Annotated in this window: 22 protein-coding genes and 3 pseudogenes; 12 read left to right on the top strand and 13 right to left on the bottom strand. The window is 68.6% G+C overall.

The annotated features are described in order from the left end of the window. Positions 1–124 precede the first annotated feature (124 nt). The 3 genes and pseudogenes from G3I71_RS42305 to G3I71_RS42295 form a co-directional block, all read left to right on the top strand. A pseudogene (locus G3I71_RS42305) lies at positions 125–436 on the top strand (ATP-binding protein); the annotation flags it as partial. A gap of 783 nt (positions 437–1,219) precedes the next feature. After that, the gene (locus G3I71_RS42300; RefSeq protein ID WP_164323733.1) at positions 1,220–2,776 is read left to right on the top strand and encodes a hypothetical protein; all 1,557 of its coding nucleotides are present in this window, start codon (positions 1,220–1,222) and stop codon (positions 2,774–2,776) included. Between the two features lie 728 nt (positions 2,777–3,504). After that, complete coding sequence (locus tag G3I71_RS42295; RefSeq protein WP_239149686.1) at positions 3,505–3,687, top strand: transposase; 183 nt, start codon at positions 3,505–3,507, stop codon at positions 3,685–3,687. Here the strand turns inward: G3I71_RS42295 and G3I71_RS42290 are convergent. Both G3I71_RS42290 and G3I71_RS42285 read right to left on the bottom strand, forming a co-directional pair. After that, positions 3,679–4,797 carry a 3-oxoacyl-ACP synthase III family protein gene (locus G3I71_RS42290; RefSeq protein WP_164323729.1) on the bottom strand — a complete coding sequence of 373 codons (1,119 nt, stop codon included), beginning with the start codon at positions 4,795–4,797 and terminating at the stop codon, positions 3,679–3,681. The genes G3I71_RS42295 and G3I71_RS42290 overlap by 9 nt on opposite strands. A gap of 68 nt (positions 4,798–4,865) precedes the next feature. Then, positions 4,866–6,662: a thiamine pyrophosphate-binding protein gene (locus G3I71_RS42285; protein ID WP_239149685.1), complete on the bottom strand. Its 1,797-nt coding sequence runs from the start codon at positions 6,660–6,662 to the stop codon at positions 4,866–4,868. A 238-nt stretch (positions 6,663–6,900) separates the two neighbouring features. On the opposite strand from G3I71_RS42285, the gene G3I71_RS42280 reads away from it, so the two are divergent. Together G3I71_RS42280 and G3I71_RS42270 are read left to right on the top strand one after the other, a co-directional pair. Then, positions 6,901–7,512, top strand: coding sequence for a transposase (locus G3I71_RS42280; protein ID WP_343243246.1), 612 nt, complete (start codon positions 6,901–6,903; stop codon positions 7,510–7,512). A 1,275-nt stretch (positions 7,513–8,787) separates the two neighbouring features. Further along, on the top strand, positions 8,788–9,897 hold the full coding sequence (locus tag G3I71_RS42270) for a hypothetical protein (protein ID WP_164323746.1): 1,110 nt from the start codon (positions 8,788–8,790) through the stop codon (positions 9,895–9,897). Between the two features lie 124 nt (positions 9,898–10,021). Here G3I71_RS42270 and G3I71_RS42265 read toward each other — a convergent pair whose 3' ends face one another. The 4 genes and pseudogenes from G3I71_RS42265 to G3I71_RS42250 all read right to left on the bottom strand — a co-directional run bounded on the left by G3I71_RS42265 (position 10,022) and on the right by G3I71_RS42250 (position 14,669). Next, positions 10,022–11,563 carry an ISL3 family transposase gene (locus G3I71_RS42265; protein ID WP_164323744.1) on the bottom strand — a complete coding sequence of 514 codons (1,542 nt, stop codon included), beginning with the start codon at positions 11,561–11,563 and terminating at the stop codon, positions 10,022–10,024. A gap of 112 nt (positions 11,564–11,675) precedes the next feature. Continuing rightward, positions 11,676–12,677 carry a GNAT family N-acetyltransferase gene (locus G3I71_RS42260; protein WP_164323725.1) on the bottom strand — a complete coding sequence of 334 codons (1,002 nt, stop codon included), beginning with the start codon at positions 12,675–12,677 and terminating at the stop codon, positions 11,676–11,678. Between the two features lie 45 nt (positions 12,678–12,722). After that, positions 12,723–13,202: pseudogene (locus G3I71_RS42255) on the bottom strand (DDE-type integrase/transposase/recombinase); the annotation flags it as partial. 513 nt (positions 13,203–13,715) lie between these two features. After that, entirely contained in the window at positions 13,716–14,669 is a 954-nt protein-coding gene (locus tag G3I71_RS42250) for a Ppx/GppA phosphatase family protein (RefSeq protein ID WP_164323720.1), read from the bottom strand. A gap of 463 nt (positions 14,670–15,132) precedes the next feature. Between G3I71_RS42250 and G3I71_RS42245 the strand changes: the two genes are divergently transcribed. Beyond that, entirely contained in the window at positions 15,133–15,543 is a 411-nt protein-coding gene (locus G3I71_RS42245; protein WP_164323719.1) for a hypothetical protein, read from the top strand. A gap of 329 nt (positions 15,544–15,872) precedes the next feature. After that, complete coding sequence (locus G3I71_RS42240) at positions 15,873–16,814, top strand: serine protein kinase RIO (RefSeq protein WP_164323717.1); 942 nt, start codon at positions 15,873–15,875, stop codon at positions 16,812–16,814. A gap of 661 nt (positions 16,815–17,475) precedes the next feature. Here G3I71_RS42240 and G3I71_RS42235 read toward each other — a convergent pair. From G3I71_RS42235 to G3I71_RS42215, 5 genes are all read right to left on the bottom strand, one after another. Beyond that, the gene (locus G3I71_RS42235) at positions 17,476–18,393 is read right to left on the bottom strand and encodes an alpha/beta hydrolase (protein ID WP_164323715.1); all 918 of its coding nucleotides are present in this window, start codon (positions 18,391–18,393) and stop codon (positions 17,476–17,478) included. Positions 18,394–18,605: 212 nt separating this feature from the next. Further along, a complete protein-coding gene (locus G3I71_RS42230; protein WP_164323713.1) occupies positions 18,606–19,142 on the bottom strand; it encodes a TetR/AcrR family transcriptional regulator in 537 nt (178 codons plus the stop codon). 107 nt (positions 19,143–19,249) lie between these two features. Then, complete coding sequence (locus tag G3I71_RS42225) at positions 19,250–20,335, bottom strand: SMP-30/gluconolactonase/LRE family protein (protein WP_239149684.1); 1,086 nt, start codon at positions 20,333–20,335, stop codon at positions 19,250–19,252. Between the two features lie 117 nt (positions 20,336–20,452). Further along, positions 20,453–20,635 carry a hypothetical protein gene (locus tag G3I71_RS42220; RefSeq protein ID WP_203732837.1) on the bottom strand — a complete coding sequence of 61 codons (183 nt, stop codon included), beginning with the start codon at positions 20,633–20,635 and terminating at the stop codon, positions 20,453–20,455. 70 nt (positions 20,636–20,705) lie between these two features. Continuing rightward, complete coding sequence (locus G3I71_RS42215) at positions 20,706–21,134, bottom strand: SDR family NAD(P)-dependent oxidoreductase (RefSeq protein ID WP_275409384.1); 429 nt, start codon at positions 21,132–21,134, stop codon at positions 20,706–20,708. 145 nt (positions 21,135–21,279) lie between these two features. Here G3I71_RS42215 and G3I71_RS51820 point away from each other — a divergent pair, with 145 nt between their 5' ends. After that, positions 21,280–21,504 carry a hypothetical protein gene (locus tag G3I71_RS51820; RefSeq protein WP_239149683.1) on the top strand — a complete coding sequence of 75 codons (225 nt, stop codon included), beginning with the start codon at positions 21,280–21,282 and terminating at the stop codon, positions 21,502–21,504. Positions 21,505–21,954: 450 nt separating this feature from the next. Here the strand turns inward: G3I71_RS51820 and G3I71_RS42205 are convergent, their stop codons facing one another. Then, a complete protein-coding gene (locus tag G3I71_RS42205; RefSeq protein ID WP_164323709.1) occupies positions 21,955–22,581 on the bottom strand; it encodes a hypothetical protein in 627 nt (208 codons plus the stop codon). Positions 22,582–22,588: 7 nt separating this feature from the next. On the opposite strand from G3I71_RS42205, the pseudogene G3I71_RS42200 reads away from it, so the two are divergent. The 3 genes and pseudogenes from G3I71_RS42200 to G3I71_RS42190 form a co-directional block, all read left to right on the top strand. After that, positions 22,589–23,113: pseudogene (locus tag G3I71_RS42200) on the top strand (transposase); the annotation flags it as partial. Between the two features lie 568 nt (positions 23,114–23,681). After that, positions 23,682–24,278, top strand: a complete 597-nt coding sequence (locus G3I71_RS42195; protein WP_239149682.1) for a TetR/AcrR family transcriptional regulator — start codon at positions 23,682–23,684, stop codon at positions 24,276–24,278. A 72-nt stretch (positions 24,279–24,350) separates the two neighbouring features. Beyond that, on the top strand, positions 24,351–25,022 hold the full coding sequence (locus tag G3I71_RS42190) for an enoyl-CoA hydratase-related protein (RefSeq protein WP_164323707.1): 672 nt from the start codon (positions 24,351–24,353) through the stop codon (positions 25,020–25,022). A gap of 431 nt (positions 25,023–25,453) precedes the next feature. Here G3I71_RS42190 and G3I71_RS42185 read toward each other — a convergent pair whose 3' ends face one another. Then, on the bottom strand, positions 25,454–25,597 hold the full coding sequence (locus tag G3I71_RS42185; RefSeq protein ID WP_164323705.1) for a hypothetical protein: 144 nt from the start codon (positions 25,595–25,597) through the stop codon (positions 25,454–25,456). 312 nt (positions 25,598–25,909) lie between these two features. Here G3I71_RS42185 and G3I71_RS42180 point away from each other — a divergent pair, with 312 nt between their 5' ends. After that, the gene (locus G3I71_RS42180; RefSeq protein ID WP_203732835.1) at positions 25,910–26,512 is read left to right on the top strand and encodes a HutD family protein; all 603 of its coding nucleotides are present in this window, start codon (positions 25,910–25,912) and stop codon (positions 26,510–26,512) included. Positions 26,513–26,793: the final 281 nt, after the last annotated feature.

The following is a 26,793-nucleotide window of genomic DNA, read 5'->3' as shown; positions in this document are numbered from 1 at the left end:
CGGCCGACTCCACGGTGAGATAGGGCACATCCCGCCCGTCGAGTACGAAGCGATTCACTACCTCAACACCACGAAACCCCAGGTCACACCCAACATCTGAGATCTCTATCGAACCCGGAACGGTTCAATGGGCATGGTGCAGCTGGTGGTGAGCGAGCTGGTGACCAACGCCCGCAAATACGCGCCCGGGCCTTGTCTGCTGACACTGAAGGTCGAGGGCGGAACCGTCCAGGTGAGTGTGTGGGACAGCAACACGACGCTGCCCTCGGTGCAGGCAGCCGATGCAAAGCGGGTCGGTCAGCACGGCCTGGAGATTGTCATGGCCGTGTGCCAGAGCTTTGCTGTCCACCGTGAGCCAGTAGGCAAGCGGATCACCGCGGCCGTCGTACTCGCCGACGATCCGAGCGGAGATACCACCGGCCGCCAGGCCATGTGACCTCGGGCCGCAAGGCCCAGGGGACGACTCACCGCAAGTCTCCTCCCGTTCCGCCCGGCGAAGCACGCTTCGACGACTCCTGGTGAAAAAACGCTGCGGGACCGCTCCATGAAACACAACCAGCCGCCCCGGGCCAGCCACTCCCGCCCGGTCGAAAGCCGCGGCAGGACAGCCTTCAGGCGCTCAATCGTCCGCGAACGCGACAGCCGGAGCTGACGGCTCTCCTCCGTGAGCTGACAGCTGTCCTCAGCCAACCACCGAGCGCAGTCCTCAGCAGCCTCAAGCCGTTCCGCCATACCGAGCCGCTATCGCAACGTATCCTCGCGGCGCCTCACCCACAGCACTCTCTCCCCAGGGCACCAACCGGGCAAGCTGTCATGGCGGCACCAGACGGTCGCCGCACTACGCTCCCGCAGACCACGGGCAAGGCCCTCTACGGGATGCTGGCGCCGGCCAGGCGCGGACACCCATGGACGGGCTGAACGTTTTCTGCCGGATGGAGCTCCCGCGAGACCCTGCACGTCATCCTCGTGCGGCCGGAGCCCCTCGCGAAGGTCGGCGTCGATGTGGCACGGGACAGCACCATGTGCTGGCTGCACATGGCACCGGACCTGCCCTGACCTCCCCGCCGACGGCGTCCCACGCTTCACAGGTAGGGCGGCTGAGAAGGGGCGGGTGGTGTCGACCGGAGTGACATGCGTGGCCGATGCGCTGCGGTGGGAGCGGTGGATAACGGATGATGTCGACCAGTGTGCTGGGTCTTCGGTGGAGTAGGGGCGGTTGATGACGCAGGCTGGTGTGGCGAGCGAGCGGGTGACGGGGCGGGTGTGGACCGTCCGTCTGGATGCTGCGGGGCGCGGCGCGGCGGCGGTGAAGGTCACCTGTAGCCGGGCGGCCTGTTCGTCGCAGCGCCTGGACTCCGCCGCTTCGGGGCGGTCCTTCGCCGCTGCCCATCTGAAGGCTCACCTGCGGGCAGCCGGGGGACCGCGGTTCGAGGCATCGTGTGCGTGCCGCGCGGAAGGATGTCAGGGCCATATCGAGAAGACCGGTCAGGGACCTGCGGGCGCGTCCGGGCGGTGCGCAGGGGCGGTGGTGCTGGCCGTGGTCGCCGATCCGGCCGGCCGCTGGTGGCGGGCGTGGGAATGCTGTTCACGCTGCGCGGCGGCCCATCCCGGCGCCCGCGTGGTGGCCACTGCCCCCGCCGTAGCGGCATCCCCTGCCCCCGGCGTGGGTGAAGCGCCCGGGCGTGCCGCCGGGATCGGGGTGGGAGCGCCGGTCTTCTCCGCCGATGCGCCGGCGGTTCCGGGCAGCGGGGTGGGCGGCGGCGAGCAGCTGCCCGCGCCCCGAGCCGGCGCGGCGGCACCGAGGTCGCGTCGGGCCCAGCGGTGGGGGAAGATCGCGCAACGCGTGGTGCCGCATGATCTGCAGCCGGTGGTACTGCGCGACGAACTCATCGAGCTCGGTGATGCGTTTCGTGCCTATCAGCAGTCCGGCGAGCCAGACTTGGCGCTTCTGGCCGGCCTGCACGACCGCAAGGCGCTCGCCTTCACCACCTGGGCGGACATGACGGGCGACGGGAGCCTGCGGGCCGAGGCGCGGCGTGCCGGGCAGGCTGCGGCCAACGTCCGTCTCCAGCACGAACAGCGCACCGGCCAGGGAGCCGTCGACCGTGTACTGACCGGACCGAATCAGTGGGAACACGCGCGTGGCGTGCTCGCCTACGTGCGTGATCACGCGCCGGTTCCGGGTCCGGAGGGACGTCTGCTGACGCTGCTGCTGACGTTGCGCACGGCGGGCAGGGGCAGCGGCAACGTCACCGGCTTGGATGTGAACGGCTTGCCGCTGGGCGATGCCGGACAGGTCCTCCAAGGGCTCGTCGACGCGGGCTGGCTGCGGCTGCCCGGGACCGTGGACGATCTGCTGGCCTCCAGCTCCGAGAACCCCACTCACGTCATCGTGCCCTCGCTCCTCCCCCACGACAACGGCGGGCAGTTCGGCTTCGGGAAGTCGACGCGGGCGAAACTGTCCGGGTGGGCGCAGAAGGCCGTGGGCGAGCGCACGTTGCGCAAGAAGAAGACGTCGGCCGCCGTGCGGCTGCTCGCTCTCGCCTGTGCCGCGCACAGCAGCGCCGACGGACGGCTGGGGCCCTTCGGCCGGGGCCTTGAAGTCGAGGCGCTGGCCGGGCTGTGCGCCGTCGACGCCGCTGAACTCGGTGAGCTGATGGAGCAGCTGACGGCCGCCGAGTGGCTCACGGACATCTCGGTGACCGACACTCACGTCACGGCCCGGCTGTGCGAACGAGTACTCGCCCTCGGCTGCCCCCTCCAGCCGGCCCACTAGGTCCGACCGTAGGGGGCGTGCTGTTCACGATTGACCAGGACAACGAGAGCACGCAGAACCGCCGCTGGCACGCCACCTGGGAACGGCAGCCGGCCGAGCAGTAGCGGTGGATCATCTACGGTGTCGATCACCCGGCTGCCGACGCCACCCCGGTCCAGCAGCAGCTGTGCCAGCACCACGTCTCGACGCAGGCACAGGTGGTGCCGCGCTGGCCGCTCTGCATACAGAGGTGATGGGGCTGCTGAGCCGTGTGGCACAGGACGGGCCTACCGGCCCCATGCGGCTTCTCCAGGTCTAGCTCATCCGGACCGGGAGAGTTCTGAGCGCCGACCGAGCGGGCCCCGGCCCGTCGCTGTTGCCGGAGTGGCTGCAGCCGGCACTCGATGCCGTCACCGACGCCCCCGGGCAGACCCTGGCTAAGGTCGGCATCGGGCGGGTGACGGCCCGCACGGACTTGGCTGCACCGAGGATGCCAGCGCCTGGCAGTACCGCCTCGCTCCGGCCGGGCGTACCTTGCCGCGTACTCCGAGCGCGCACAGGGCGAGGGCATCTGTCGGACTCTGGTCGTCGGCACCTGACGCAGCCCAGCCGACGATCCGCAGGCAGGTCCTCGATCAGCCGGGTCAGCAGCGCCGCCGCAGCCGTCTCAGCAAGTCGACCTCACAGCCCGGCGCGAACGGGTCGAAGCCGTGCTCGGTCAGCCGCCACGGCATGACCTGCGCGAGATCATGAGCACGATCCTGTACGCGGACCGCAGCAGCTGCCGACGGGCCTGCCTCCCGCACGACTTCCCGCCGCACCAGGGTGTCTGCGGCCACCTCGCCGGGCGGCAGAAGGACGGTGTCCTCGCCCGGTTCAACGGGACGATCTCCCGCTCCTCGGCCCCAGGCACGCGTGCCGGTTCAGCCTGATACGGGGTGGGGGCCGAGGGCGACGTCGTCACCCCACACCACGACGGCCGCTCCGGCCGTGGACACCGAGCCGATCCCGAACAGGACGACGACATCGCCCGCCTTGATCCTGCCTGTGCTGGCCGCTTCGAACAGGTTGGCGGTCGTCAGGACCGGGCCGATGTTCGCATAGGTGCCGAAGGTGCTGACGGTCTTCTCCGGATCGACGCCCAATGCCCTGGCGCAGAACGCGGCGAACCAGGCGACCGGTGTGTTGACGACGAGGAAGTCGACGTCGTCGATCGTGTATCCGGCCTTGTCGAGTGCGCCGCGAACGCAGGTCGTGAGCTGTTGCTCGGCGCTGTCCCGCATGATCCTGCCCGCGGCGGTGTTCTCCATCCGCATCCTGATCCTCGGCGTCCGGATGTGGTCGTCGTCCTCCATCTCGTCGACCTCCATCAGGAATTCCGCGACGCCGCACGTCTCCTGCGTGCCGATCACCTTCGACGAGATGATCCCCCGACCGGTCGGACAGCGCTCGATGAGCAGCGCGCCGCACCCGTCGCCCAGGAACCATGACAGGGTGCTGCTCGGGTCGACGTTTCTGGACGACGTGATCGACGTGATGAGGGCGATCCGCTCGTAGTCGCCGGCGCGCACCAGCGCCGCGGCGGTCTGCAGGCCGACCATCACGGAGTTGCACGCGGACTCGAAGTTCCATGCGGGCACGCGGAGTCCCAGTCGTGCGGTCAGGTGGGCGGCGTTCTGCGGTCCGAGGGTGTCGGGCAGCCATGAGTGGACCATGACCGCGTCCAGTTCGGCGGGGTCGATACCCCGCGCGCGGCAGAGCCCCTGCAGCGCCCTCTGTTCCAGATCGATGGCTGTCTCTTCCGCCGCGATCACCCGCCGTTCCCGTGCGCCTCGGAACGTATCGGACAGGTACGGCCTGCGCTCGATGTCGAAAGCGTTGTCCGTTTCGGTCCCGTCACTGGAGGCGACCACACGGAGATAGGTCCCGTTGTCCTTGTTGGCCACCAGTTCGGGGTGGTTCCGCTCCCAGAAGTCGTTGCGGCGGACATGGGTCGGAAACTCCAGGGCGATCGCCGATATACCGGCTCCGGTGCTGGTCAAGGGCGTACTCCATATTCGGTGCCGGCTGGGGAGGATGGTCGGGGGCGTATCGATGGCTCAGGTGGTGGTCAGCGAGGCGCTCGGAAGGAAAGGCCGACTGACTCGTTGCGGTCCCGGAAGGGGCCCGGCTCGTCGCGGTCGATGCTCACGCAGATCACCTGCGGGCCCGGATCCTGTTCAGCGGCGCGTCTCGCCTGGTCGAGTGCGATCGGGATCTGGTCGGGGACGCGGACGGGCCAGGCTCGCGCACCCAGGCTCTCGGCCAGCCCGGCCAGGTTCGGGCCGCCCAGCCCGAAGTCCTCGTCGGTGGTGCGCATGGTGTCGGGGAATGAATGGTCCATGCCTTGTCGCACCATGTTGAAGGCGTTGTCGTCGAGCACCACCCAGATGGCCCCGACCTTCAGCCGGGCCGCGGTGGCGATCTCCGTGGCGTTCATCAGGAACCCGCCGTCGCCGGTGATCGTCACGCAGGTCGCCTCCGGCCGGGCGAGCTTGGCGCCGATCACAGCGGCGCTGGCCCAGCCCATGCTCGCCATCCCCAGCGGGCAGTGCACCTGCGACGGCGGATCGACCGCCACCCTCTGCGTGAACCACCCGGTGCTGTTCCCTATGTCGACGAACACCAGCGCCTCCGGGATACCGGCCGTCCACCGCTGGAGGTGGTGCATCAGGGCCTGCGGTGTGACCGGCACGGCACCGAGTTCGGCGACCGAGGCCTCGGCGACGACATCCGGCAGGTCCTCGAGCGCATCACGTCGACGGCGCAACGGCTCCTGGTGGGGCCGGTGGGTGGCAGACGCGTCCGCCACCGCCAGCACGGCACGCAGGAACTCCCCCGCGTCGGCGTGCACTGCGTGGTCCACCGGGTAGGCACGGCCGATCTTCGCCGGGTCTACGTCGACCTGCACCAGCGCCCGTGTTCCCCGCAGTGCGGGAGACCAATTGGCGCTCGCCCATTCCCCGAGGCCACTGCCGACCACTACGACCATGTCAGGAGGGTTCCGTGTCAGGTAGGCGTGCGCTCGGCGGGAACCACCGACCCCCATCACGCCCAGGGCCTGCGGATGGGTTTCGGGAAAAAGCCCTTTGGCCTTCATCGTGGTCGCGGTCGGAACGGCGAACCGCTCGGCGAACCCCGCGAGCGCCTTGCCCAGGCCCGGATCGGATCTGAGGGCTTCGCGTGCCCCGTTTCCCAGCACCAGCATGGGGCGTTCGGCGGCCAGCAGCGCCCGCGCGACCTCGGCGACTCCGCCGAGGAGGATCGTTTCGGACGGCAACAACGATTTCCCGCCGAACTCACCGGAATCGACATCCTCGCTGAACAGGTCGACGGGAACGCTCAGGTGCGCGGCTCCGCGAGGGGCGGTCAACGCTTGACGCACAGCGTTGTCGACCAGTTGCGAGGCGGAGTGGGAGTTGCCGATCTCCCTGCTGTACTTGGCGCACCGCCCCAACGCGCCGACCACGTCCACCCCGTCCTCGGCCCCCTCCTGGAAGCCTCCACGCCCGTGATGACTTCGGGCCACCGCACCGCTGATCAGGAGTACCGGTGAACCGTCTGCCTGGGCGACCGCCAGGTGGGGCAGGGCGTTCAACGCTCCAGGCCCGCTGGTCACCAGGGCGACACCCAGCCTGCCGGTCGCGCGCGCGTAGCCGTCCGCCATGGCCACTGCACCCGACTCGTGCCGCGCTACAACGAGCCGCAGATCCACGTCGGTGAGGGTTCGATCCAGCAATGGGCCGATGGCACTTCCGGGGACACAGAACAACGTGTCAACGTTGCTGTGTTTCAACACCCGGAGCAAGTGGTCGGAAAACAACCTTTTGCCGCTTCCGGCCAGATGGGAGCCAACCTCGGAAAGCATGGCGTAACACCAACTCTTCCATTCGGACAGGCCAGATCAGCACTGTTCCACAGGAGCACGGCCGTTTCAAGATCTTGAAATGTCTGTGATCCCCTGAGAAGCCATATCTGAACCGATCATGGAACGTGCGGGTCGAACAGGTCTTTCGCCGGGGTTATCTTCCCGTCGTACGCGTATGAAGACGGGGCCTCGGTAGCTCGGGGATGCGAATCCAACCGAGCAGTGCCGGGAGGCCCTGATGTCGTTGTTGTGCGCCTTCGAACGCCTCCCGTCCAACGCGGCTGCACGATCGTGTGATCACCTCGCGCACGCGTACGGCAACGCGGTCGGCCACCGGGACCGGGAACGCCGGTATCCCTCCGACATGTCGGACGCGGAATGGGCGGCCGTCCGGCCTCTGCTGCCGGTGCCGGCCTGGCTTTGGGGAGGGGCGGGATCGCCCGAGGGTCACTGTCACCGGCAGCTGCTGGACACGATCCGTCACCTGGTCACGGACAGGATCTCGTGGCGCGCGATGCCCGCGGACTTCTCCGGCTGGGGTCGGGTCCGCGCCTTCTTCCGCCGCTGGCGCGAGCGCGGGCTGATCACAGAATTCCACGACCGGCTGCGCGGGAAGTCCGTGAACGGAAGGGCCGCGAGGCAGGGCCCACGGCGGGGGCATCGACGCGCAGTCGGTGCGGGCCGCCGCGACGGTGTCGGCAGCCTCACGCGGTTACGAGGGCGGCGAGAAGGTGCCGGGCCGCAAACGGCACATCGTGACCGACACCCTCTTGCGTCAGTGGCCGCATCATCGATGTCACCGTCGGCCTCGATGCGTCGTCGGCCGTGTTGTCAGTGGCCTGCGGCATGATGCGGGGCACGTGACGGCCTGCCCGGCAGGGGCTTTGAGGCTGTCCTCGACGAGGGGAGTGCTGTGCGTAGGCCGGTCGCAGGCGAGGTGCGTGTTCACGATCGTCAGATCTACGTCGAGAGCGATCCGGACAGCGCCAGACCTGACCCCGCCAAGGCGCTCGCGTACCAGATCGGGGGGTTGTGCGGGGCCGCGGTCCCAGGTGTGATCGTCCTGTCCACCGGGTTGTACGCGGGCGACGTCGGCTTTGTCGTGGAAGTCCACGACGCAGCCCCTGTACTGGACCCGGTCTGGGATGACGTGATGGAGGTGTCCTTCCGCCCCGAGTCGGAACACACAAGTTTGGTGCAGGGGGACGGCGAGGCCGCGTGGGACCTGGGTCTCGCCCGAACCGACTACCGGGTCCGGTACTGCGCCCGGGGTATGGACGAGGGACGGGAACTCTCCACCAGAGTGGCCGGGGAGTCCCGGGCGGACAGCTACCTCCTGCAGTTCTGGCCTGCCCCACCCCGCCCGGACGAGGTGATCCGCCACACCTCGCGGATGGCCGGGGACCTGCACTGGAACGTGCGCCAGACGGCGCGTACGCCCGAGCAGCTCGCCGAGGCCGAACGCCTGACTCGCCAGGTGTTCCAACGGGCCGCCGAGAAGCGGGCCGAACAAGCCGCCGAGGGGCGCCGCCTGCACCACGAGGAGTGGGAGTGGGGCGGGCGGCTGCCGAGCGAGAGGCTACGCGGTGCCCGCGAGAGCAACGTCCTCGGTCTGCTCCGCTTCGACAGCGACCTGGTGCACGCCCTCGATGTCGTGGGTCCCGAGGTCCAACGTGCAGTGGCATTGCTGGCCGCGCGGCGGGCCTGCGAGGCTGCGGGCCTGACCGATGTGCCGTGGGTCGCCCAGGCGCTCTCGGCGGCGGCAGAGGAACGCCCTCTGCCGCCGCCGTTCGACGACCCGGCCCGGATGCGGGAGACCCTGCGCTCCGACCCTCGTGTACCGGACAGGACGGTGCTCGAAGCGATATCTCCGGAGTGGCCGCCGTACGTCCCGCCGCCGTTCGCGGACACAGGGCCCAAGGTCGTCGTGGTGCCCCTTGCCGTTACGCCGCGCACCCCGGGCCGGATCTCACAGCCGCACTTCGCTCTTCCCGCCGTGCTCGCCGCCGCCAAGCCCGCCCCGCTCGTAGCAGCACTGGACGCGGTGTGGCATGCGCTGAACACGTACGGCGAGCACTACCCCGAGCTGCTGGACGAGATCCGGTCGGTGTGCGCCGAGCGGGCAATGAGCATTGCCGCCGCACTCCGTATCCGTACCACCCCGCCGCGGCTGGTCGACATCACCGCGGTCGCCCCGCAACTGGCCCCGCTGGCACGCACAGCGACCCGGCTGCATCCCCGCCCCGGGTCGCCCACGCCGTACGACAGCTCCGTCGGCGGGCCGCTGCTGTGGCCCGCCGACGAGCCGTGGCCGCACTGCGAGGGACCGCACGAGTGGGACGGGTGGAACGAGATCCTCGCGCCCGAGGATGTGCGGCAGCGGCGACGCATCCGGACAGCGGTGGCGAACCGGCCGGGCGGCGATCCCCCGGGGACCCGGTACACGCCCGAGGAGCTGGCGATCGAGGAGCGGATCAAGGCCGGCCGCCCGTGGCCCGAGGGCCCGATCGCCATGCTGCCCGTGGCCCAGTTGTACGTACGCGACGTCCCCTTGCTGCGCCCGCCCAAGCAGGCCGAGGCAGATCTGCTCCAAGTGCTGTGGTGCCCCTTCGACCACCGCGCGCAGCCCGAGACCGCGCTGTTCTGGCGGTCCGCCGCCACAGTCACCGACATCCTCGACACACCCCCCGAGCCACCCGCGATCCAGTTCCCCGGCTACCTGCCGGAGCCGTGCCTGCTCGCGCCGGAGCAGATCACCGAATACCCCAACATCATGGAACTGGGCAAGGAGCTCCAGCGGCAGCTGGAGGACTGGCGCAGGTGGCAGGCGGCCGGCGCCGCTCTGGACAGCTTTGACGACACGCCGTACCCGCTGGACAGCTCTGACACGCCCTACTCGAAGGATTTCCACAACGAGCTCTACACGGGCAGGATGTCCGTCGCTCCCGGCTGGAAGGTCGGTGGATGGACCCGTTGGGGCCTCACCGATCCCCTACCCCGGCTCTGCCCCTCATGCAGCACCGAGATGGATCCGCTGCTGACCATCGCCTCGGGCGAATGGAACTCCAACTATCCCGACTGGATTCCCGACGAGGACCGAGCCCGCTCTCTGTCATCCACCACCCATCCCGAACCGCACAACCCGACCATGCTCGACCTCGCCCGAGGCTACGATCTGCAGCTGCACGTCTGCCCGGTATCCCCGGACCATCCGCACATCGAGCTGATCCAGTGAGCCGTTCCCCAGTCAGCGGCTGCGCCGCCGTCTGCCGGACTTCGACGGCGGCCGCCAGCTCCAGTTCCAGCAGGTGATGCTCCGGCGGGCCCTGTCTCACATTCGGTGATGACGGAGGGTGTCGCTATCCGAGGAAGATTCGGTGGCGGAGGAGGGTGAAGCCTGCTCGTCCGTGCATCTGGCGGGCGATCCGCTTGGTCTTGGTGTTGACGCCCTCGGTGGGGCCGTTGCTGTAGCGGAGTGTGAACGCGGCGATCACGGCGTCGAGGTCTCGCTCCAGCCCTCGGGTGAAGGCATGCAGGTGCGGCAGATCGGCAGTGCGGACCTGGGTGATCCAGAGCTTGAGCGCGTCGGCATTGTCTGGGTGAGGCTTCAGGAGTTGGGCGAAGTCCTTGATGCAGACGGCGAGTTGGGTCATCTCGGGGCAGGCCGCGATGAGCCGGACTAGTAGGTGCTGATGTTCGGCCTTGAGGTTGTCGGGCATGGTGAGGAGCATGCGGGCGAGTCTGCGCGGGGAGATGTGGCTGCGGTCGGCGTCCGCGCGGCCTTGGTTGATGGACTTGTGCAAAAGGTTGAGGCAGCCGGTGAACCCTTGGTTTTTGATCTCTTCGAAGAGGTGCTTGACCGGGACGGCGGGGTCTTCGGCCCGGCGTTTTCGCAGGTGCTCGCGGTAGGGATCGACAAGGCTCGCGCGGTATTTGGGGACGCGGAGCATCCGCTCGGGCCGATCGGCGCGGGCGTAGCGTTTGACGGTGTTCAGGGCCAGTTGCAGACGGCGTGCGCATTCGAGCAGGCCCACGCCCTGGTCGAGCAGGTCGCGGATCTGGTGCCAGCGTTCCAGGGTGGTCTGTGCACGGGGGCCGTCGTAGAGGGGTGCGTCCAGGACGGTGGCCCAGCAGGTGCTGTGCGCCTTGACCTCGCTCAGTGCGGCTTCGCACAGGTTGTGCCACAAATGCCAGCGATCACCAACCTGTACCGCGTCGGGCAGCGCACGGCGGATGGCCTCGGCGTAAGTCGTGGAGCCGTCGCGGCAGACGACCTCGACGCCCGGATGAGCGCGTAACCATGCTTCCAGGGTGTCGGCCGTGCGGTCGGGCAGCACGTCGATCCGCTCGTGGGTCTCGGCATCGATGATCACGGTGGCATAGCGGTGGCGCCGACGCAGAGCGAAGTCGTCGACGCCGATCACGCGGGGTATTCGGCCGGTGGGCAGTGGGATACGCAGCAGGGTCCGCAGGGCGGTGTGCCGCGAGACGCCCACCGCGAGTATTGCCAGCAAACGAGCCCCGGCCCGGCCCGCCAACTCCTTGACCACGGCCTTGACTTGCCTGGTCAGACGGGCCGTGCGTCGCTGGTATCGCTCCAGCACCCCAGGCACCTGCTCACGGAAGGTGTGCCGACAGCCTTGCGTGGGACACACCAGCCGCCACACCCGCACAAGGACTACTACCCGTCGCCCGTCCACCGGTACGTCGGCCACCGTCCGCAGGTGAAAGCTATGCACCCGCCCGGACGGCGCCCCGCAACTCGGGCACGGCACCATGTCCGTCGGCGTCCGTGCTCGCACCAGGATCCGCTCGGCTTCATCGGTCACGTCCTCGATGACCAGCGGAAACAGCCCCGAGAACACCACATCTACAAGCTCTTTCACATCTCGCATGTAAATGTCAACGACCTTGGCAACCCTCCGTTAGCACCGAATGTGAAACAGGGCCGTTGATTAGACACTCCCCTGACAGGCATTTCAGACGCCCTCCAGCATCAGCATTCCGATAGCTTCACAGGGTCCATTCCCGGAGTGTTCCGCTCTGGTCGACTCGGAACCCACAAGATTCGTTGACGTGCAGCATTGCAGCGTTCCCGGCGGCGTTCCATGTTGCCACGGTCGTCAGCTCGGGCTCATGGTCAATGGTCCACGACAGGTTCGCGCGTTTGAGGACTGCTCCCAGGCCCCGGCCGCGGTGGGACGGGAGCACGATGGTGTCCCACTGGCTCGCATGCTGCTTGTGCGAGTCGGCCATACCAAGCGCCGAGTATCCGACCAGCAGGCCGGTATCCCGGTGCCGTACGGCGGTCAGATATGTGCGGTAACCCCACACTTCGAGGGCGGCGTAAAGCGCCTGGACCTTGTCCTCGTCGAATTTTTCAGGCGTCTGACCGGCGCTGGAGCGTGCCGTTTCCTCCGCCGCGAGACGGGACGAGATCTCGGCAAACGCTGCCCGGTGCTTTGGGGGGACGCCACCACGCCAACGCAATAGCTCATATCCGACACTGATTTCACCGTCGGTGGTCGGCCTGGGCGGGCCTACCAGCAGGGACATCCGCTGATATCGCAGGAGGCGCACTGCTCCGGTGGCATCAGCGAACGCATCGCCGGGGCCCGCACCGTCCGCCGGGCCGGAGGTGAAGACGGTCAACTTCTGGAAGCCGAGTCCGGCCAGATGGCGAGTGGCCGTAGCCAGGAGCCGGCCGCCGACACCTCTCCGGCGGACATCCGGATGGACGACGAAGTGCAGGACATCCGCAGTCCGTCGCTGGTCGGCTCTTGGCACGCCGATCGCGCACACTCCCACCGCCCGACCACCCACCCGCGCGCCCCAGGCCAGCACGGAGTTCCCGGGTCTCGGATGGGTCATCTGCCCAAGGAAGGCCTTCCGGCAGGACGAAGGGGCGTTCGGGAAGTCAACACGCTGCGCTTGCTGTTGCAGCCGATGAAACCCGCCCAAGGTGTGCACCTCATCGAGACGCAGCGGTTCGATCGATTCGGAATCATGTGTCATGAACGATCGGGCCTTCCCCCGTGAAGGTGGGCACGCGGTTATTGATCACGCGGCGAGCGTGAGTTTAGCGGTGTGGTGTCGCTGTTCGTATTCGTTGGGGCTGAGGTGGCCGTTGGCGGAGTGCCGGCGGCGGGTGTTGTAGCGGGTCAGCCAGGCGAGGACGGTCCTGCGGCAGGTATGGGCGTCGCCGTAGTCGTGGGCGCCCGGGAGGGTCTCGCGTTTCAGGGAGGCGTGGAAACTCTCGCAGGCCGCGTTGTCGGCGCTGGTACCGCCCGCACCCATCGACCGTGTGACCCCGAGCTGGTCGCAGAGGCCTGCGAAGACCCGGGATCCGTACTGGGCCCCGTCGTCGGAGTGGAACACGGCAGCGTCCAGGCGGCCGCGGGTCGAGGCCGCCACCCGCAGTGCGTCGGCGACCAGTTCGGTGCGTATGTGATCGGCGATGGACCAGCCGACGACCTTGCGGCTGAAGCATTCCGGCACGGTCGCGAGATAGAGGAACTCCCCGCCTGCGAATGGGAGATACGGGTCGTGTCCCGCGTCGTGGTGTAGGGGATCAAGCATTACGCGTTCCGGTACGAGGCTCCTGACGATCTCCGCAGACGCAGCAGTCCACGAGGCGACCTGCTGAGCTGAGTTGAACACCCGACCGAACTGAGGCACCGTCCCCGACCTGCGGATTCCGGCGCCTTGATCGGCTACACCACTCGGCGGGACACCATCGGGCCGCTTCGACCAGTCGCCGCCATAGCGGCGAACAAGGGCCGGGCGCAGCTGTATCAGCGGGCCACCGGGCTTGCGGAAAGTCTCGGTCACGCACGGAGACCTCGAAAGAGGGGCTCACTGATGGAGCTGGTTGGGCATCTCATCGAGCAGATGCCCAACGTCCCTTCCGACGCGGTACAGGATCCCTGCTGGTTTACGACCGATGTGACCGCTCACCGCTGCAGCGGTGAACGGTGGAAGGCCGCGAGGCGGCGCGTCCAGGAGGTGGATGCCGAACTCGGGAAAGCCTTCGGGAGACCAGGTTCACTGGGCTCAGCCGACGAGGCGGGGGCGGCCGACTGGAGTGGGAGCCACGCCGAGATGCTCGAGCAATAGCCCTTCCCGCGTGGACCAGGGGCAGATCTCGACGCTCTTGGCCCCACAGGCTTCCATGAGGGACTGGGCGATCAGGGCTCCGGCCAGTGACTGCTCGGCGCGGTGCCGGGAGATGCCCGGCAGCTTGGCACGGTGGGACGGTGCCGCGTCGGCCAGCAGGGAGACGGACGTGCGCAGTTGGGACAGCGTCAGCCGCTGTCTTGTGCTCGGTGTCCTGCCCTGGAGGGCGGCGAGCCGGGCAAGCTGTTCGAAGGTCTTGGAGCAGGCCAAAACCCGCCCTCCCAGCTCGGCCTGCGGCAGGCCGGAAACGGCTTCCAGGGACCGGCGGAGGTGCTGCCGGATCTCTGCCAGACGACGTCGGGACGGCACTGTGCCGCCGGGAAGCCAGTCCCGGGTGATCCTGCGGGCGCCCAGCGGCAGGGAGTGGACGACGCGGGGTTGGTCTCCGGTGCCCGAGGCGATCTCCAGGGTGCCGCCGCCGATGTCCAGGACGAGCAACTGCCCAGCCGTCGGGCCGACCCACTGGCGGGCGGCAACGTAGGCCAACCGCGCCTCCTCCTCGCCGGTCAGCACCCGCAGGCGGGTGCCGGTAGCGCGCGCCACTCGCGCGATGACCTCGTCACGGTTGGGCGCATCCCGGATGACGGAGGTCGCGAACGCGAACACTTCCGGTCCGCGCGTACGCGGATCGGCGGCGACGGCCTCGGCCACAGCCCGCTCGACACTCTTCATGCCGACCTTGTCCAGACGCCCCTTGCGGTCGAGGGTCTCGTGCAGTCTCAGCCGAACTTTGCGGGAGAACACCGGCTCCAGCACCGCCCCCGGACGCCGCCGCACCACCGTCAGCAGAGCACTGTGACACCCGACATCGAGTACACCTGCCTGCCGCATCCCATCGCCTCCCATTGGCACCCGCGCTCGACCCAACCGGTTCTTTCTCCCTCCGACCCCCTTGGCGAAAGCAAGACGTGAATTCCGGGCCAGCGGGTAAGCATACCGTCACCACCCGCGCACCCTCCGCCCCGGCCTCAGTGCTGCTTCTCAGGAGGCCGACGGGACGACGGAAAGTCCGATACGGCTCGGGATCCTCGACCGGCACCTGGTGCGAGTCAGTAGGCTCGGCCATTTCTGGCGACGTTGCCGCCTACGCTCGGACCTTCAGCCGGTCATCCCCCGTTGCCTGCAAGGTATTTGTCACAAGTCATGCGGAAACCCAGCCATCCGAACGGGCGTGCACAGCTGTTCAGGCAGGCGGCTTCCCTGGCGACGATCGCGGTCCTGCTCGGCGCCTGCGGTGAAGCCGTAGAGGGAAGCACCTCCGCATCCCACTGGCCGTCCCTCGTTCCCCTCGTTCGTGACGCCGTCAGGGGATCTGCTGGCGAACATCGACGGCGACGGCCGCACAGACCGCGTCTCCGACCCCTCCCACGCCGGTGCTCGACTGACCGTCGCGTTCGGCAAGGAATCGGGCTACGGCGCCCCGGTCGGGGTGCGGAAGCTGGTCGACGGCTCCGGCAGCGGAGAGAAAGACGTGCTGGCCGCGGTGGCCGACTTCGACGCCGACGGGTGGAGCGACCTGATCGTCGTGGCCACGGGGCGGACACGGGGAGACGACGCGATCGAGCCGACCGTGGACGAGCTGGTCTCGGGCCCCTTCTCGGCCTCCGGGCAGGGACAGCCCACCCGGCAACTCGACCTCGGCGAGACTCGTGGCATCGCCGAGGCCGACTCCGATCACGACCCTTACCCCGACCTCGCGGTGTAAGGAGTACCGGGCTCCCATCCCGCTCGCACCGAGTGCCGGGGCCCGCTCCGCCACCTCGGGTCCGGCCGGCAACAACCCGGCCAACGTCAGCCCGAGCAGGGCCGAACCAAGCCCGGTACGGAGGATCACGCCGAAAACCTACGGCACCGCTGGGGCCGCTGGACGCGGGACGGCTTTATTCGGTTGCCGCTGCCCGTGTCCGCCCCTCACCATGGGCGGCACACCGGGAGTGGCCCGGTGCTCCACGAGAGGAGGCACGACCGTGACGACGACTGTCCTCGGCTTGCCCGCAGACCGCTTCCCTCTCACCTCATGGAGCACCTCCAGCGATGTCTCACGACAATCTCTCGCAGTACCCTCAGCACCCGGTATCTCCTGACGCTTTCAGCACCGACGCCTACGCCTACGGCTACTCGCCGCGGGACGACCTGGGCGACATCGACGACCGGTTCGTCTTCGACTTCCGTTCCTACGACGACCTCGAGGACGGCCAGCGCTGGTCGACCTGGCTCAGCGTCGAACCCCTCTGCCGAGGCCCCGAGCCGCTCCCGGACTGGGTGGTGACCTCGCAGGGCGCGATCGACACCGAGCTAGGCGTCCTCAAGACCGGCAAGGAGGCCGACGTCCACCTCGTCGAGCGCGCCGACCCGCTCGCCCCCGGCGCCGGCGTGGTCATGGCGGCCAAGCGGTACCGCTCTGCCGAGCACCGGACCTTCCACCGCGCCGCGTCATACACCGAGGGCCGCTCGATGAAGCGCTCACGTGACGAGCGGGCCGTCAAGCGCAAGAGCACCTTCGGCCGGCAGGTCGCGGCCGGCGAGTGGGCGGTGTCCGAGTGGGGTGCGCTGGTGCGGCTGTGGAACCTCGGGCTGCCGGTTCCCTACCCGGTCCAGATCGATGGCACCGAGATCCTGATGGAGTGGATCACCGTCGTCGACGAGGACGGCACCGTCCAGACCGCGCCCCGGCTCGCCCAGCCCCGGCCCTCACCCGAACTGCTGGCAGCGTACTTCGAGCAACTCACCGATGCGCTCGCGACGATGGTGCAGAACGGCGTCGTGCACGGCGACCTCTCGGCGTACAACATCCTGGCGGCGGGCGAGCGGCTGGTCATCATCGACCTGCCACAGATCGTCGACCTGGTCGGCAACCTCAACGCGATGGGCTTCCTCCAGCGCGACTGCGCGAACATCTGCGACTGGTTCCGCTCTCGGGGCCTCAAGGCCGATGAGCACGCGCTGTTCGCGGAACTGATGGCGCACGCCTTCTGAACCGGGCGGCTGGCGACTGGTTGCGCTCGTGAGGCGCAGCCGCGGGCGGGGCCGGCGGGTGTCCAGGTCGAGTCGCCGGCCAGCCTCGGCCATCGGGTCGAGGCCGGTCGGCGGCCCGGTTGAGCGGGTGGCGGCTCCGCGAACTGAACCTGCGTGAGCGGGGCGGGGTGCCGGCCGGGCTGCGCGTGGCCGGCATGACCTTCCTCGGGTGCACGTCCGTGCTGGGCACCGACTCCTCAGTCACCACGGATGCCGAGCACGTTGTCCGGGGCGGCGAGCATCGCGTTGCCCAGGCGGTCGACCAGCAGCGAGGGAGGCCGACCCCGGCCGTGCACCTCGTCGGTCTCCTCCATCGCCTTCACCTCGGCCTTGAGTACCCGGCGGGCGCGGGCCGCGCGGCCTTGTGCAGCAGTTGGTGCGCCGTACGGCCCGTCACCACCAACCCGGACAGTCGGTGGTCGATCATCGATGGCGCGCTGAACGTCCGCTTCCCCCAACCGGGCCGGCCCCGCAGCCACTCCACGACCGCCGTGAACGAGCCGGGCCGAGGTCGCGGGCGTCGCGGACCTGCGCGCCACCGCAGGCCATGTTCGCGTCCGTTCCCTCCGTCCCGATCCGGCAGGCGCGAGGATCTTGCGACTGCCGTGCCTGTACCGATCGGTCAGATCTTGGCCTTCTCGCGGACCCACGCGCCGATCTTTGCGATGGCGGCGTCGGTCTCCGGAATGCGGCCGGCTCCGTAGACGTAGGAGTGCTGGCCGCCGGGGACCACCACGGTCGCCGTGTCGATTCCGGCGTCCTTGACCCGGGCGGCGAACTCCTCGTCCTCGCCGGCCAGGACCTCGTACGTTCCCCAGGAGACGAGGGTCGGGGGCAGACCGCTCAGGTCCGCCCGGTTCAGATTGATCCGGGTGTCCGTGAACTCGATGCCGGTGCCGCCGAGCCAGGACTCCCGGAAGAACTCCAGCAACCCCTTACTGAGGATCTTGTCCGTCCCGGCGTTGGCCGCGATGGTCTCGTTGGCCATCTCAAGGTCGCACCAGGGGGAAATCGACACGATGGCGCCCGGCAGGGGCTGCTTCTTGTCGCGGAGGCGAAGCGCCAGGGCGACGGCGATGAACCCGCCGATCGAGTGGCCGATCGTGATGATGTTTGCCGGCTCATACCCTTCGGAGAGCAGCCAGTTGAAAGCCACCTCCGCGTCGTCCACCTGAGCCGGGTACTTGTGTTCCGGTGCCCGCCGGAAGTCCAGGACCAGTACGGGGGCCCCGGCGGCCTTGGCGATATGGCCGGCGAGCTTTCGGTCGACGGCCGCTGGCGCCAGAACGGAACCCCCGGCGTGACTGTGCAGGAGGACGTAGCCGGTGTTGGCGTCGACGGGTTCGCACCAGATTCCCGGCACGCCACCCGCGTCCACCTCCCGATAGGTGACGCCTTCCGGCTCCCGGGCCGCGAGATGGACCTGCTCCGCCTGGATGCGCGCCGCATCCAACTCGGACGGGGGATTCGCCCCTGTGGCCAGCCAATCCGCGAACTCGATCGCTTCCGGGCTCAGTTCAACAGCAGCGTGCTCAGACATGTGGTGCCTCCAAGGGACCATCTGGGCTTACCGGCCCGCCAGGACCGGTATCGCCGCGATTTGTCAGGCGGTGCGGGTCGGGTAGTCGGTGTGGCCGATCTCGTCTGCCACGGCGGTGGCGACCGACCTCGACGCCTGAGCGGATGCGGTTTCGAGGGAGCCGCCGATCTCGTTCGACCGGACCGGCTTCTGATCGGCACGCGGATGGCGTCTCAGTTGTGCTGCTCGGCGTCCAGGAGCGTGAGGGCGTTGCGGATGCCCTGTTCGAGGAGTTGGTCGGCGAGTTGTCGGTCGGTGAGGGCGCGGGAGAGTTGCATTGTTCCGGCCAGCATGCCGAGGAGGCCGAGTGCCTTCGGACGCGCCGAGGGTGGATCGTGGGGTGCCAGGCGGGCGGCGAAGCCGTCGATGAGGACGAGTGCGCCGTCGGTGTAGGCCTGCCTGGTGGAATCCGTGGAGCGTGCGATCTCGTCGAGCAGAGCGGCGTTGGGGCAGCCGTCCTCGATGCTGTCGCGCTGCTCAGGAGAGAAGTACCAGCGCACGATCTGTTCGAGTCCGGCACGGCCGGGCGCTGCCTGCGCAACGATGTTCTCGTGCTGTGCGCGCATCTGGTCGGCGACCGCGGTGGCGACGAGTTCGTCCTTGGAGGCGAAGTAGGCGTAGAGGGTGCCGTTGGTCAACCCCGCGTCCTTCATGAGCGTGGCGACTCCGGAGCCGTCGATGCCGTTGCTCTTGAGACGGCGGCCGGCCATCGCGATGATCCGTTGCTTTGTCTCCTGTTTGTGTTCTTTCGCGTACCGCACTGTGTGTTCCTCCGTTGCAGCCGGGACTTAACTCCCCGGCTGCTGTGCTGGTCGGGTCAGTGTGCTGCGCCTGCGAGGAGGGCGGGGAAGTTGATTTTGGCGGTCTGCAGTTTCGGGTCGTGGGGTTCGGGGACTCCGCCGTCGGTGATGTACAGCCGGTCGCCGCGGACGGCGGTGGCGGAGGGTGAGGCGATGCCGTCCGTGCTGGTCAGGACGGGCTTGTAGGTGCCGTTGGGGTAGATGACCACGACCCTGTCCGGACCGTTGTCCGAGGAGGAGCCGTTCTGCGCCGCGAAGACCACGTCGGAGCGGGGGGTCAGGAAGCTGAGGTCGTCGATGTTGGGCAGACCGCCGGTGACCTGGCGGATGTGACCGGCCGCGCCGGTGGCCGTGACCGGTACCCGCAGCAGTGTTCCCTTGTTGAAGTTGCTGACCCACAGGGCGCCCTTGTGGAACCTGAGCCCGTTGGCGCCGATCGGCAGGGCTTCGGTGGGCACCGGCGCGAGAGCGGCGTCGGACAGCCACGGGGTCGTCGGTGATCCGCCCGAGACGGGAACGGACCAGATGATGCCCTTGAGGCTGTCCGCGATGTAAAGGGTGCGTCCGGCCGCATCGATGGCCAGCCCGTTGGGGCCCGCGTCGGCGGGCAGAGCGGCGATCCGCTGCGGAGTACCGTCCGGACGCAGCTTGTACACGCCGTTGCGGTCCGCGTTGCCCGGGGCCCACACGCTGTAGTAGACGGTGCCGTCATTGCCACGGGTATTGCCGCTGATCGCCTCGCCCACCTGTCCGGTGGCGAGCACCGCGCGCTCTCCCGACGGGGAGATGCGCATCAGCTGCGGCCCGTGGGTGCGCTGGCACACCGCGCAGCTGCCGAGCAGGGACAGGGTCACCGAGCCGTCGGGGTTGACGGTGATGTTCTCGGGGATCTCGCCGACGGCGAAGTCGAACTTCGCCACGGTCGTTACGTTGGTGACAACGGATCGGCTGTACGAGTGTCCCGTCCACGCGGACGCGGACGGCGCCGACACCAGGACGGCCGCCGACGCGGTGACCGCCAGCGCAATGGTGACGTTCCTCTTCAGAGAACGCCGTGCGCTCGATGCACTGCGCCGGGCCGGTTGCTGGCGTTGCTGCTGCATGGCTCTCCTCGGTAAATCAACGAGTGACTGATCAAACGGCTTTCGGCGACATCAGCGATGCCGGGTACATCGGAGGCATCCGGGTGGAATCGGCGCCCGTGAGGCCGGACCGGGATGTCAGGTCGGCAGGCGGTTGTTCTCGCGGATCTGCTTGTCGAACACTCCCGCGGGGACGAGGCGGCGCGCCGTGATGCCGCGTGAGGCCAGCGGGCCGGCGGCGTATCGCAGCTTCGGCTTCTTGTCGGTGGACGCGGTGACGATCACCTTGGCCACGACGGCGGGATCGTCACCGTCCTTCATCGCCTGCGCCGTCACCTCGTCGTAGATGCGCCGTCGCTTTCGGACGGGTTCGGCTACGCGAAGGTGAGCGTCAGTTCGGCATCCGGTTGAATCTGCGGACGATGCGGTCGAAGATCCGGGCCGGAAGGACGCGGTGGAACGCGCTGATGCCTGCGGCCGTTGAGCCGGCGGTGCGGCGCAGTTTCGGGTTCCGGTCGGTGGCCGCCGCGACGATCACCTTGGCCACGACGGCGGGATCGTCGCCGCCGCTGGTGTTTTTCGCCAGCACCTCGTCGAAGGTGCGCCGTCCCGACGCGTAGAGCGGCAATGGGGTGTCGCCCTGCACGCTGTGGTCCCCGAACGGGGTGTTGATCGGGCCGGGCTCGACGAGCAGGATCCGGACGCCGTGCTCGCGGACCTCGTGGTCCAGCGATCCGGAGTAGCCCTCGACCGCGTGCTTGGTCGAGGTGTAGATGGCCATGAACGGGCTGGGGACGAACCCGCTGAGAGACCGCGCCAGCGGCCCGCTGAAGCCGCATCATTCGCGCAGGTTACGGGGCCGTGCACGAAATGCCACGGCCCGCTTGTTGCGCGTCACACGGGATGAGGGCGACGGGAACTGGCCCCAATGACCAACGCCCGCAGCTGCTCACTACACTCCCACGATGAACAACATACGGTGCACCCAATGCGGTGCAGTGGGGCTGGAGCCGGGCTTCGTCGAGGACTCCGGACAAGGCTCTCGCGGGTTCGCGCGGTGGATCGCGGGCCCCCTTCAGCGAGGCCCGCTCGGCGGTGCCAAGAGGATGGGCCGACCGCACTGGCAGATCGATGCCTATCGTTGCCCCACCTGCGCACACCTGGAACTGTTCGCCGCCCAGCGAGACTAGGCCGTTCCTGATGGCTCTTGGACTGCGTCTCGGAACAACCATGCCGCACTCGCCGACGACGACCCCGCCACCGCGAAACTGGTCGCCCGATCCAGCCTCCTGCCGATCCACGCGTTCACCGACGCCGACGCCGACGCCGACGACCAGGACGCCCTGACCCTGCTGCGCGCCCTGCGCAACGAGGTCCTCCGGGCCGACTGAGCGACACCGGACAGGAATCGGCTGTGTCACGCAGTCCCCCACAGCCCCGCAGGGTGGCGCGTCCACCTGGGGATTTGGGTTGTGAGCCTTACAACCTCACAGCCTTCGGTGTCGGCCGAGGACGCTTCTGCCGAAGCGCGCTGCTGGATCGCCGAGACATCCCATTGGCTGGTACGCATCTATACGGGGCACAGCCCGACATCGCGGTGCGGATCGGGCCGGAGCTTCTGGACCCCCTGATCGAGTTAATCACGAAGGCGGTGCCTCGGTTGCGGTTCGAGCCGGCGTCCGAGGACCGACCGGGGACCACGACAGCTCCCAGGGCTGGCTCACGACGCGGCCCCGCCACAGCACCCGGCCGTTCTTGCGTTCCCAGTGGGCGACCCGTGCGGCCTTCGCCGCCATTTCCAGACCCCATAGCAAGGGCATCAGACACATCCACGGTTCCCAGAAGAGGGCCAAGACCAGCGTCGGCACCAGCATCATCGGAAGGAGACCCAGGCCGACGGGCCGATCGTGCCAGAAGTCCTCGATGGGCAAGACCGTCTCGGGGTCCACGGGAGTCGCGGCATCGAAGTCGCGCACCTCGCCGAACCATTTGATCCGGGTGGCCTTGAGGAGCTCGATCAGCACCCAGAACGCGAGCAAGGCTGCGATGGACGACGCCAATCGGTCGCCGATCCTCACCGACGGGAACCCCCGTACGAGACCCACGACCACCGCACTTACGACCACCGCGAGCAAGGCGGCCAAGGACGCCCGCAACTCGTGGTGCACCAACCTGTCCATCGCATCCCCCCATGCTGCCCACGCGCTGAACACCATCAACTGTAGTTCCAGCGCGCCCGGTTCAACCACACGGCGGCGAACACCCATGCCCAGCGAGCAACACGCGGTCGTCCCCGGGACCGGCACTCTCGACGTCGCGATCCCGTCGCCGGCCCGCTCGCTCGCTCGCCGTCCACGAACAACGCCGGGCAGCAGAAACCCAGATCGGGCAACTGCTGGAGGCACACCCTCTGTCCCCGGTCCTGACATCGATTCAGGGGTTCGCGGTCAAAACCGCCGCCACCTTGTTGGTCACCGTCGGCGACGGCACCGGCTTCCCACCGCCGCCCACCTCGCCTCCTACGCCGGGCCCGCCCCGACCACGAAGTCGTCGGGGACCTCGATCCACGGCGAACACGCGCCCAGAGGCGGCAACCGGCAACTCAAACGCGCGATGTCCCTGTCCGCGTTCGCCGCCCTGCACGACCCTGCCTCCCGCACCTACTACGACAGATGCCGGGCCCGCGGAAAGACCTACACACAAGCCCTCCTCCGCCTCGCCCGCCAACGGATCAACGTGCTCTTCGCGATGCTCCGCGACGGCGCCTTCTACGAACCCCGAACCCCACGCCTCGCTTGACGAAAGACATGGAGGTACCCCACAGCACGGACCTCACAACAGGGCCGGAGTGGATTTCCTGTCGGCGTGAGCGCCGCAGCCGCGGTCACCGCACCCATCGTCCGCGCCCTTTCCCGCCGCCCCACTCAAACTTCCCCTGCTGCAACTCCTCTACCGGAGCTGCCACTTGTAGGGCAGGACGGAGACAGGCCGGGGGCGACGGGACCGGCCGATCGCGGAGACGAGCACATTCGTGTCCGGTACGGCGGGCCGATGCCCCGCCGGGCGGGCCTGACACCTGGGATGTGCGACAGCAGCAACCTCGGCAGACAGGAACGGTTGACGCACGGCACCCCGACCAGGACTGTCTGCATCACCTGCAGGTCCTGGCAGGTGATGCAGCCCAGCAGGCACAGGTCGTGGCTGCTGAGCTGAGCACTCAGGTACGGCGCGTTGATCCGGCGGCCCTTGTCGGCTCCGACCGAACCGCCACCCGATCCCCTCTTGCATGTTCTATGCCATAACCCATAAGTTACCGACTGGTAGGTCATTCGGCGGGCCGTACCGTCGTCGGAAGGGTGGTGGGTGGATGAGCCCGCGCAGGAGTGACAGCCGTGACCGGATGGTCCTCAGTGCTGCCGCTCTGCTGCGTGAGTACGGGGCAAGCGCGACCAGCATCGACCGGGTGCTCGCACACAGCGGAGCGCCTCGGGGCTCGGTGTATCACCACTTCCCCGGCGGGCGGACGCAGCTCATCGACGAGTCCGTGGCACTGGCGGGAGACTTCATCGCGGGCCTGATCGACGCCGCCACCCAGGCGGACGATCCGGTGGAGGCCGTCGACGGGTTCTTCGCGCTGTGGCGCGACCGGCTCGTGGAGAGCGGCTTCAGGGCCGGCTGCCCGATCGTGGCGGTGGCCGTCGAGACCAACGACGACGCACCCCAACTCGCCCTCTCGGCAGCCGCTGTCTTCGCCCGCTGGCAGGAGGCGCTCGCGGCCCTGTTCGTCCGGCACGGCCTGTCCGAGGAACGCAGCCGCCGACTCGGCGCCTTCATCATCGCCGCGGTCGAAGGCGCGGTGATCATGTGTCGGGCCGAGCAGAGCACCGTCCCGATCGAGGCAGCCGCCGCCGAGATCCACGACCTGCTCCGCTACGCCCTGCGCGAGCGCCCCAGGGCCGCATAAGGGCCCCTGCCATAACCCGCAACCACGCAACCACTTGAACCAGTCAGCTCAGCTCAGCTCGAAGGAGTCTCCATGCCCTCGCTCGACCGCCACGACAACGTCTTCGTCCTCGACCTCGGAGACGGAGAGAACCGTTTCCACCCCGACTGGCTCACCGCCGTCAGTGCCGCGCTCGACGAGGTGGAGAAGGCGGAAGGCCCCCGCGCCCTGGTCACCGCCGCCACCGGCAAGTTCTACTCCAACGGCCTCGACCTGGACTGGCTGTTCGCCCACGCCGACCAGTACGACGACTACGTCGTCTCGGTCCACGAACTGTTCGCACGGATGCTGTCGCTGCCGGTCACCACGGTGGCCGCGCTGCAGGGGCACACCTTCGCCGCCGGCGCGATGCTCTCCCTCGCCCACGACTTCCGTGTCATGCGCGCCGACCGCGGCTACTGGTGCCTGCCCGAAGCGGACATCAACATCCCCTTCACTCCCGGCATGGCCGCCCTGATCCAGTCCCGGCTCACCCCGCAGACCGCCCACGAGGCCATGGTCACCGCCCGCCGCTACGGCGGCTCCGACGCCGCAGCCGCCGGCATCGTCGACCAGGCCGTCAGCGAGGACGCCGTGCGCTCCACCGCCATCGAGATCGCCCAGGCACAGGTGGCGAAGGCCGGCGACACGCTCGGCACCATCAAGACCCGCATGTACGCCCCGGCAATGGCCACCCTGCGCGACGTCACCAGCCCGCTCGGCTGACCAGGACCCCACCGCCCGCACACCCCACGCCCTTGGGCACTTCCGCCCCGGGGCGCGGGCTGCCCCATCTGCCCACCGCAAGAAGAGACAGACCCGATCGACACGAACAACTACTGCCGACTGCGCGACGGCGTCATCGCCGAACTGGAGACGGGCAGCCTGACCGCCGGCGAGTTGTTCCAGCGGTACGTGCCAGGAGCCCGGACGGTCAAGACGTTCAACACCATCTACTTCGAACACCTCGTCTCCCTCGCCCGCCCCGCCGGATCCTCCGACCGCAGCGCCCGAGGATCGGGGAGCAGGTGGGTGCAGACGATTCTGAGGCTGGCACCGGCGTCCACGATCACTTGCGCTTGCCCAGCTCGTACGGCCTGATCGTCGTCCTATCCGTCGCAGTCGGCATGGTCAGCGAACTCACCTTGCCCCGGGCCTCACATCCGCAGCCGCATCGCCGCCAGCGTCCACATCACCGTGCGCCTGAACGCCGGCGCCGCGCCGGACAGCGTCTCGTCGACCGACATCCCCCACGACGTACCCGCCGCGTTCACTGCCGGCGCACTTCTCGGCGTGGCCACCGACTGGCTCCAACGCGACGGCCCCGCACACCGACCGAGTTGGCCGAACTGACCTGGCTACTTCTCGTCGCACACCACCCCGCCGACGCTCTGCACGCCGAACCGTGAGGTGATCCTCCGGCTCGCGAGCCTCGGAACTCGACCTGTCCGGTCAGGCACCCCACCCTGCGCGCGTGGTCGGCACGTAGGCTGGCCGCGCAGTCGATGATCATGTGCCTGGACGCTCCTGCGGTCCGACAGCCGAGAGGCCGGTGGCCCGGGTTCGCCGGTGAGGGTAGCCGCCCAGGTGGCGGAGGAAGGAGTCGGAGTCGGATGGGCGAAGATGCTCTGCGCTGGAGCCAATACCGCAGCATGCCGTGGAAGAACGGCGGCGGTGTGACCCGAGAGGTCGCGTCGGGCGCGGTGCAGGCGCCCCTGGCCTCCACGGAGATCACGGACGGCTTCGACTGGCGGGTAAGCGTCGCGGACGTGGACGCGGGAGGCTCCTTCTCCGCGTTTCCCGGCATCGACCGCGTGATCACCCTCGTCGAGGGCGAAGGCATGGTGCTGACGGTGGACGGGACAGCGCATCCGGTCGGGCCGGTGAGCCCCTTCGCCTTCTCCGGCGACGCGGCGACGGACTGTCGGCTGGAGGCGGGCGCGGTCCGCAACATGAACGTGATGACCCGCAGGAGCCGTGCGAGGGCGCAGGTGCGGATCATCACCGTCGGCGCCTCACAGGGGGCCGAAATGACCTGCGCCGCAGGCGAGACCCTGCTCGTCATGGCCGTCACCGAGGGGATCGCCGTCGGCGGACCGGACGGCCGGGAGGCCACGCTCGGCCGTCTTGACTGCGTGCGTCACGAAGGCCCGGCGGTGCTGACTCTACGGGGCGACGGCGCGGTGGCCGGGATCACGATCACCGCAGTGAGCTGACGCCGGGAACCGGCGCCCACCCGGTCGTCTCGCGCTCGGTGTCGGCGATGTGCTGAGGGTCTACGAGGTGGTGCGGCATTCTGCGGAGTGGATCGTCTGGCAGCGGTTGACTTCGAGGTCCGTCAGGGCGTGCAGGAGGCGGGTCGACCGGTGTTGAACCGTTCCGGGTTCGATAGAGATCTCAGATGTTGGGTGTGACCTGGGGTTTCGTGGTGTTGAGGTAGTGAATCGCTTCGTACTCGACGGGCGGGATGTGCCCTATCTCACCGTGGAGTCGGCCG

It is taken from the genome of Streptomyces sp. SID12501 (assembly GCF_010550245.1).
Taxonomy (GTDB): Bacteria; Actinomycetota; Actinomycetes; order Streptomycetales; family Streptomycetaceae; genus Streptomyces.
This window is presented reverse-complemented; position numbering and strand designations above follow the sequence as displayed.

Coding starts and splice junctions, on each gene's coding strand:
- G3I71_RS42300 (WP_164323733.1), top strand. CDS start 1,220: ATGACGCAGGCTGGTGTGGCGAGCGAGCGGGTGACGGGGCGGGTGTGG.
- G3I71_RS42295 (WP_239149686.1), top strand. CDS start 3,505: ATGAGCACGATCCTGTACGCGGACCGCAGCAGCTGCCGACGGGCCTGC.
- G3I71_RS42285 (WP_239149685.1), bottom strand. CDS start 6,662: ATGCTTTCCGAGGTTGGCTCCCATCTGGCCGGAAGCGGCAAAAGGTTG.
- G3I71_RS42280 (WP_343243246.1), top strand. CDS start 6,901: ATGTCGTTGTTGTGCGCCTTCGAACGCCTCCCGTCCAACGCGGCTGCA.
- G3I71_RS42270 (WP_164323746.1), top strand. CDS start 8,788: ATGAGCATTGCCGCCGCACTCCGTATCCGTACCACCCCGCCGCGGCTG.
- G3I71_RS42260 (WP_164323725.1), bottom strand. CDS start 12,677: ATGACACATGATTCCGAATCGATCGAACCGCTGCGTCTCGATGAGGTG.
- G3I71_RS42250 (WP_164323720.1), bottom strand. CDS start 14,669: ATGCGGCAGGCAGGTGTACTCGATGTCGGGTGTCACAGTGCTCTGCTG.
- G3I71_RS42240 (WP_164323717.1), top strand. CDS start 15,873: ATGTCTCACGACAATCTCTCGCAGTACCCTCAGCACCCGGTATCTCCT.
- G3I71_RS42235 (WP_164323715.1), bottom strand. CDS start 18,393: ATGTCTGAGCACGCTGCTGTTGAACTGAGCCCGGAAGCGATCGAGTTC.
- G3I71_RS42230 (WP_164323713.1), bottom strand. CDS start 19,142: ATGGCCGGCCGCCGTCTCAAGAGCAACGGCATCGACGGCTCCGGAGTC.
- G3I71_RS42225 (WP_239149684.1), bottom strand. CDS start 20,335: ATGCAGCAGCAACGCCAGCAACCGGCCCGGCGCAGTGCATCGAGCGCA.
- G3I71_RS42220 (WP_203732837.1), bottom strand. CDS start 20,635: ATGAAGGACGGTGACGATCCCGCCGTCGTGGCCAAGGTGATCGTCACC.
- G3I71_RS51820 (WP_239149683.1), top strand. CDS start 21,280: ATGAACAACATACGGTGCACCCAATGCGGTGCAGTGGGGCTGGAGCCG.
- G3I71_RS42205 (WP_164323709.1), bottom strand. CDS start 22,581: ATGGGTGTTCGCCGCCGTGTGGTTGAACCGGGCGCGCTGGAACTACAG.
- G3I71_RS42195 (WP_239149682.1), top strand. CDS start 23,682: ATGAGCCCGCGCAGGAGTGACAGCCGTGACCGGATGGTCCTCAGTGCT.
- G3I71_RS42190 (WP_164323707.1), top strand. CDS start 24,351: ATGCCCTCGCTCGACCGCCACGACAACGTCTTCGTCCTCGACCTCGGA.
- G3I71_RS42180 (WP_203732835.1), top strand. CDS start 25,910: ATGGGCGAAGATGCTCTGCGCTGGAGCCAATACCGCAGCATGCCGTGG.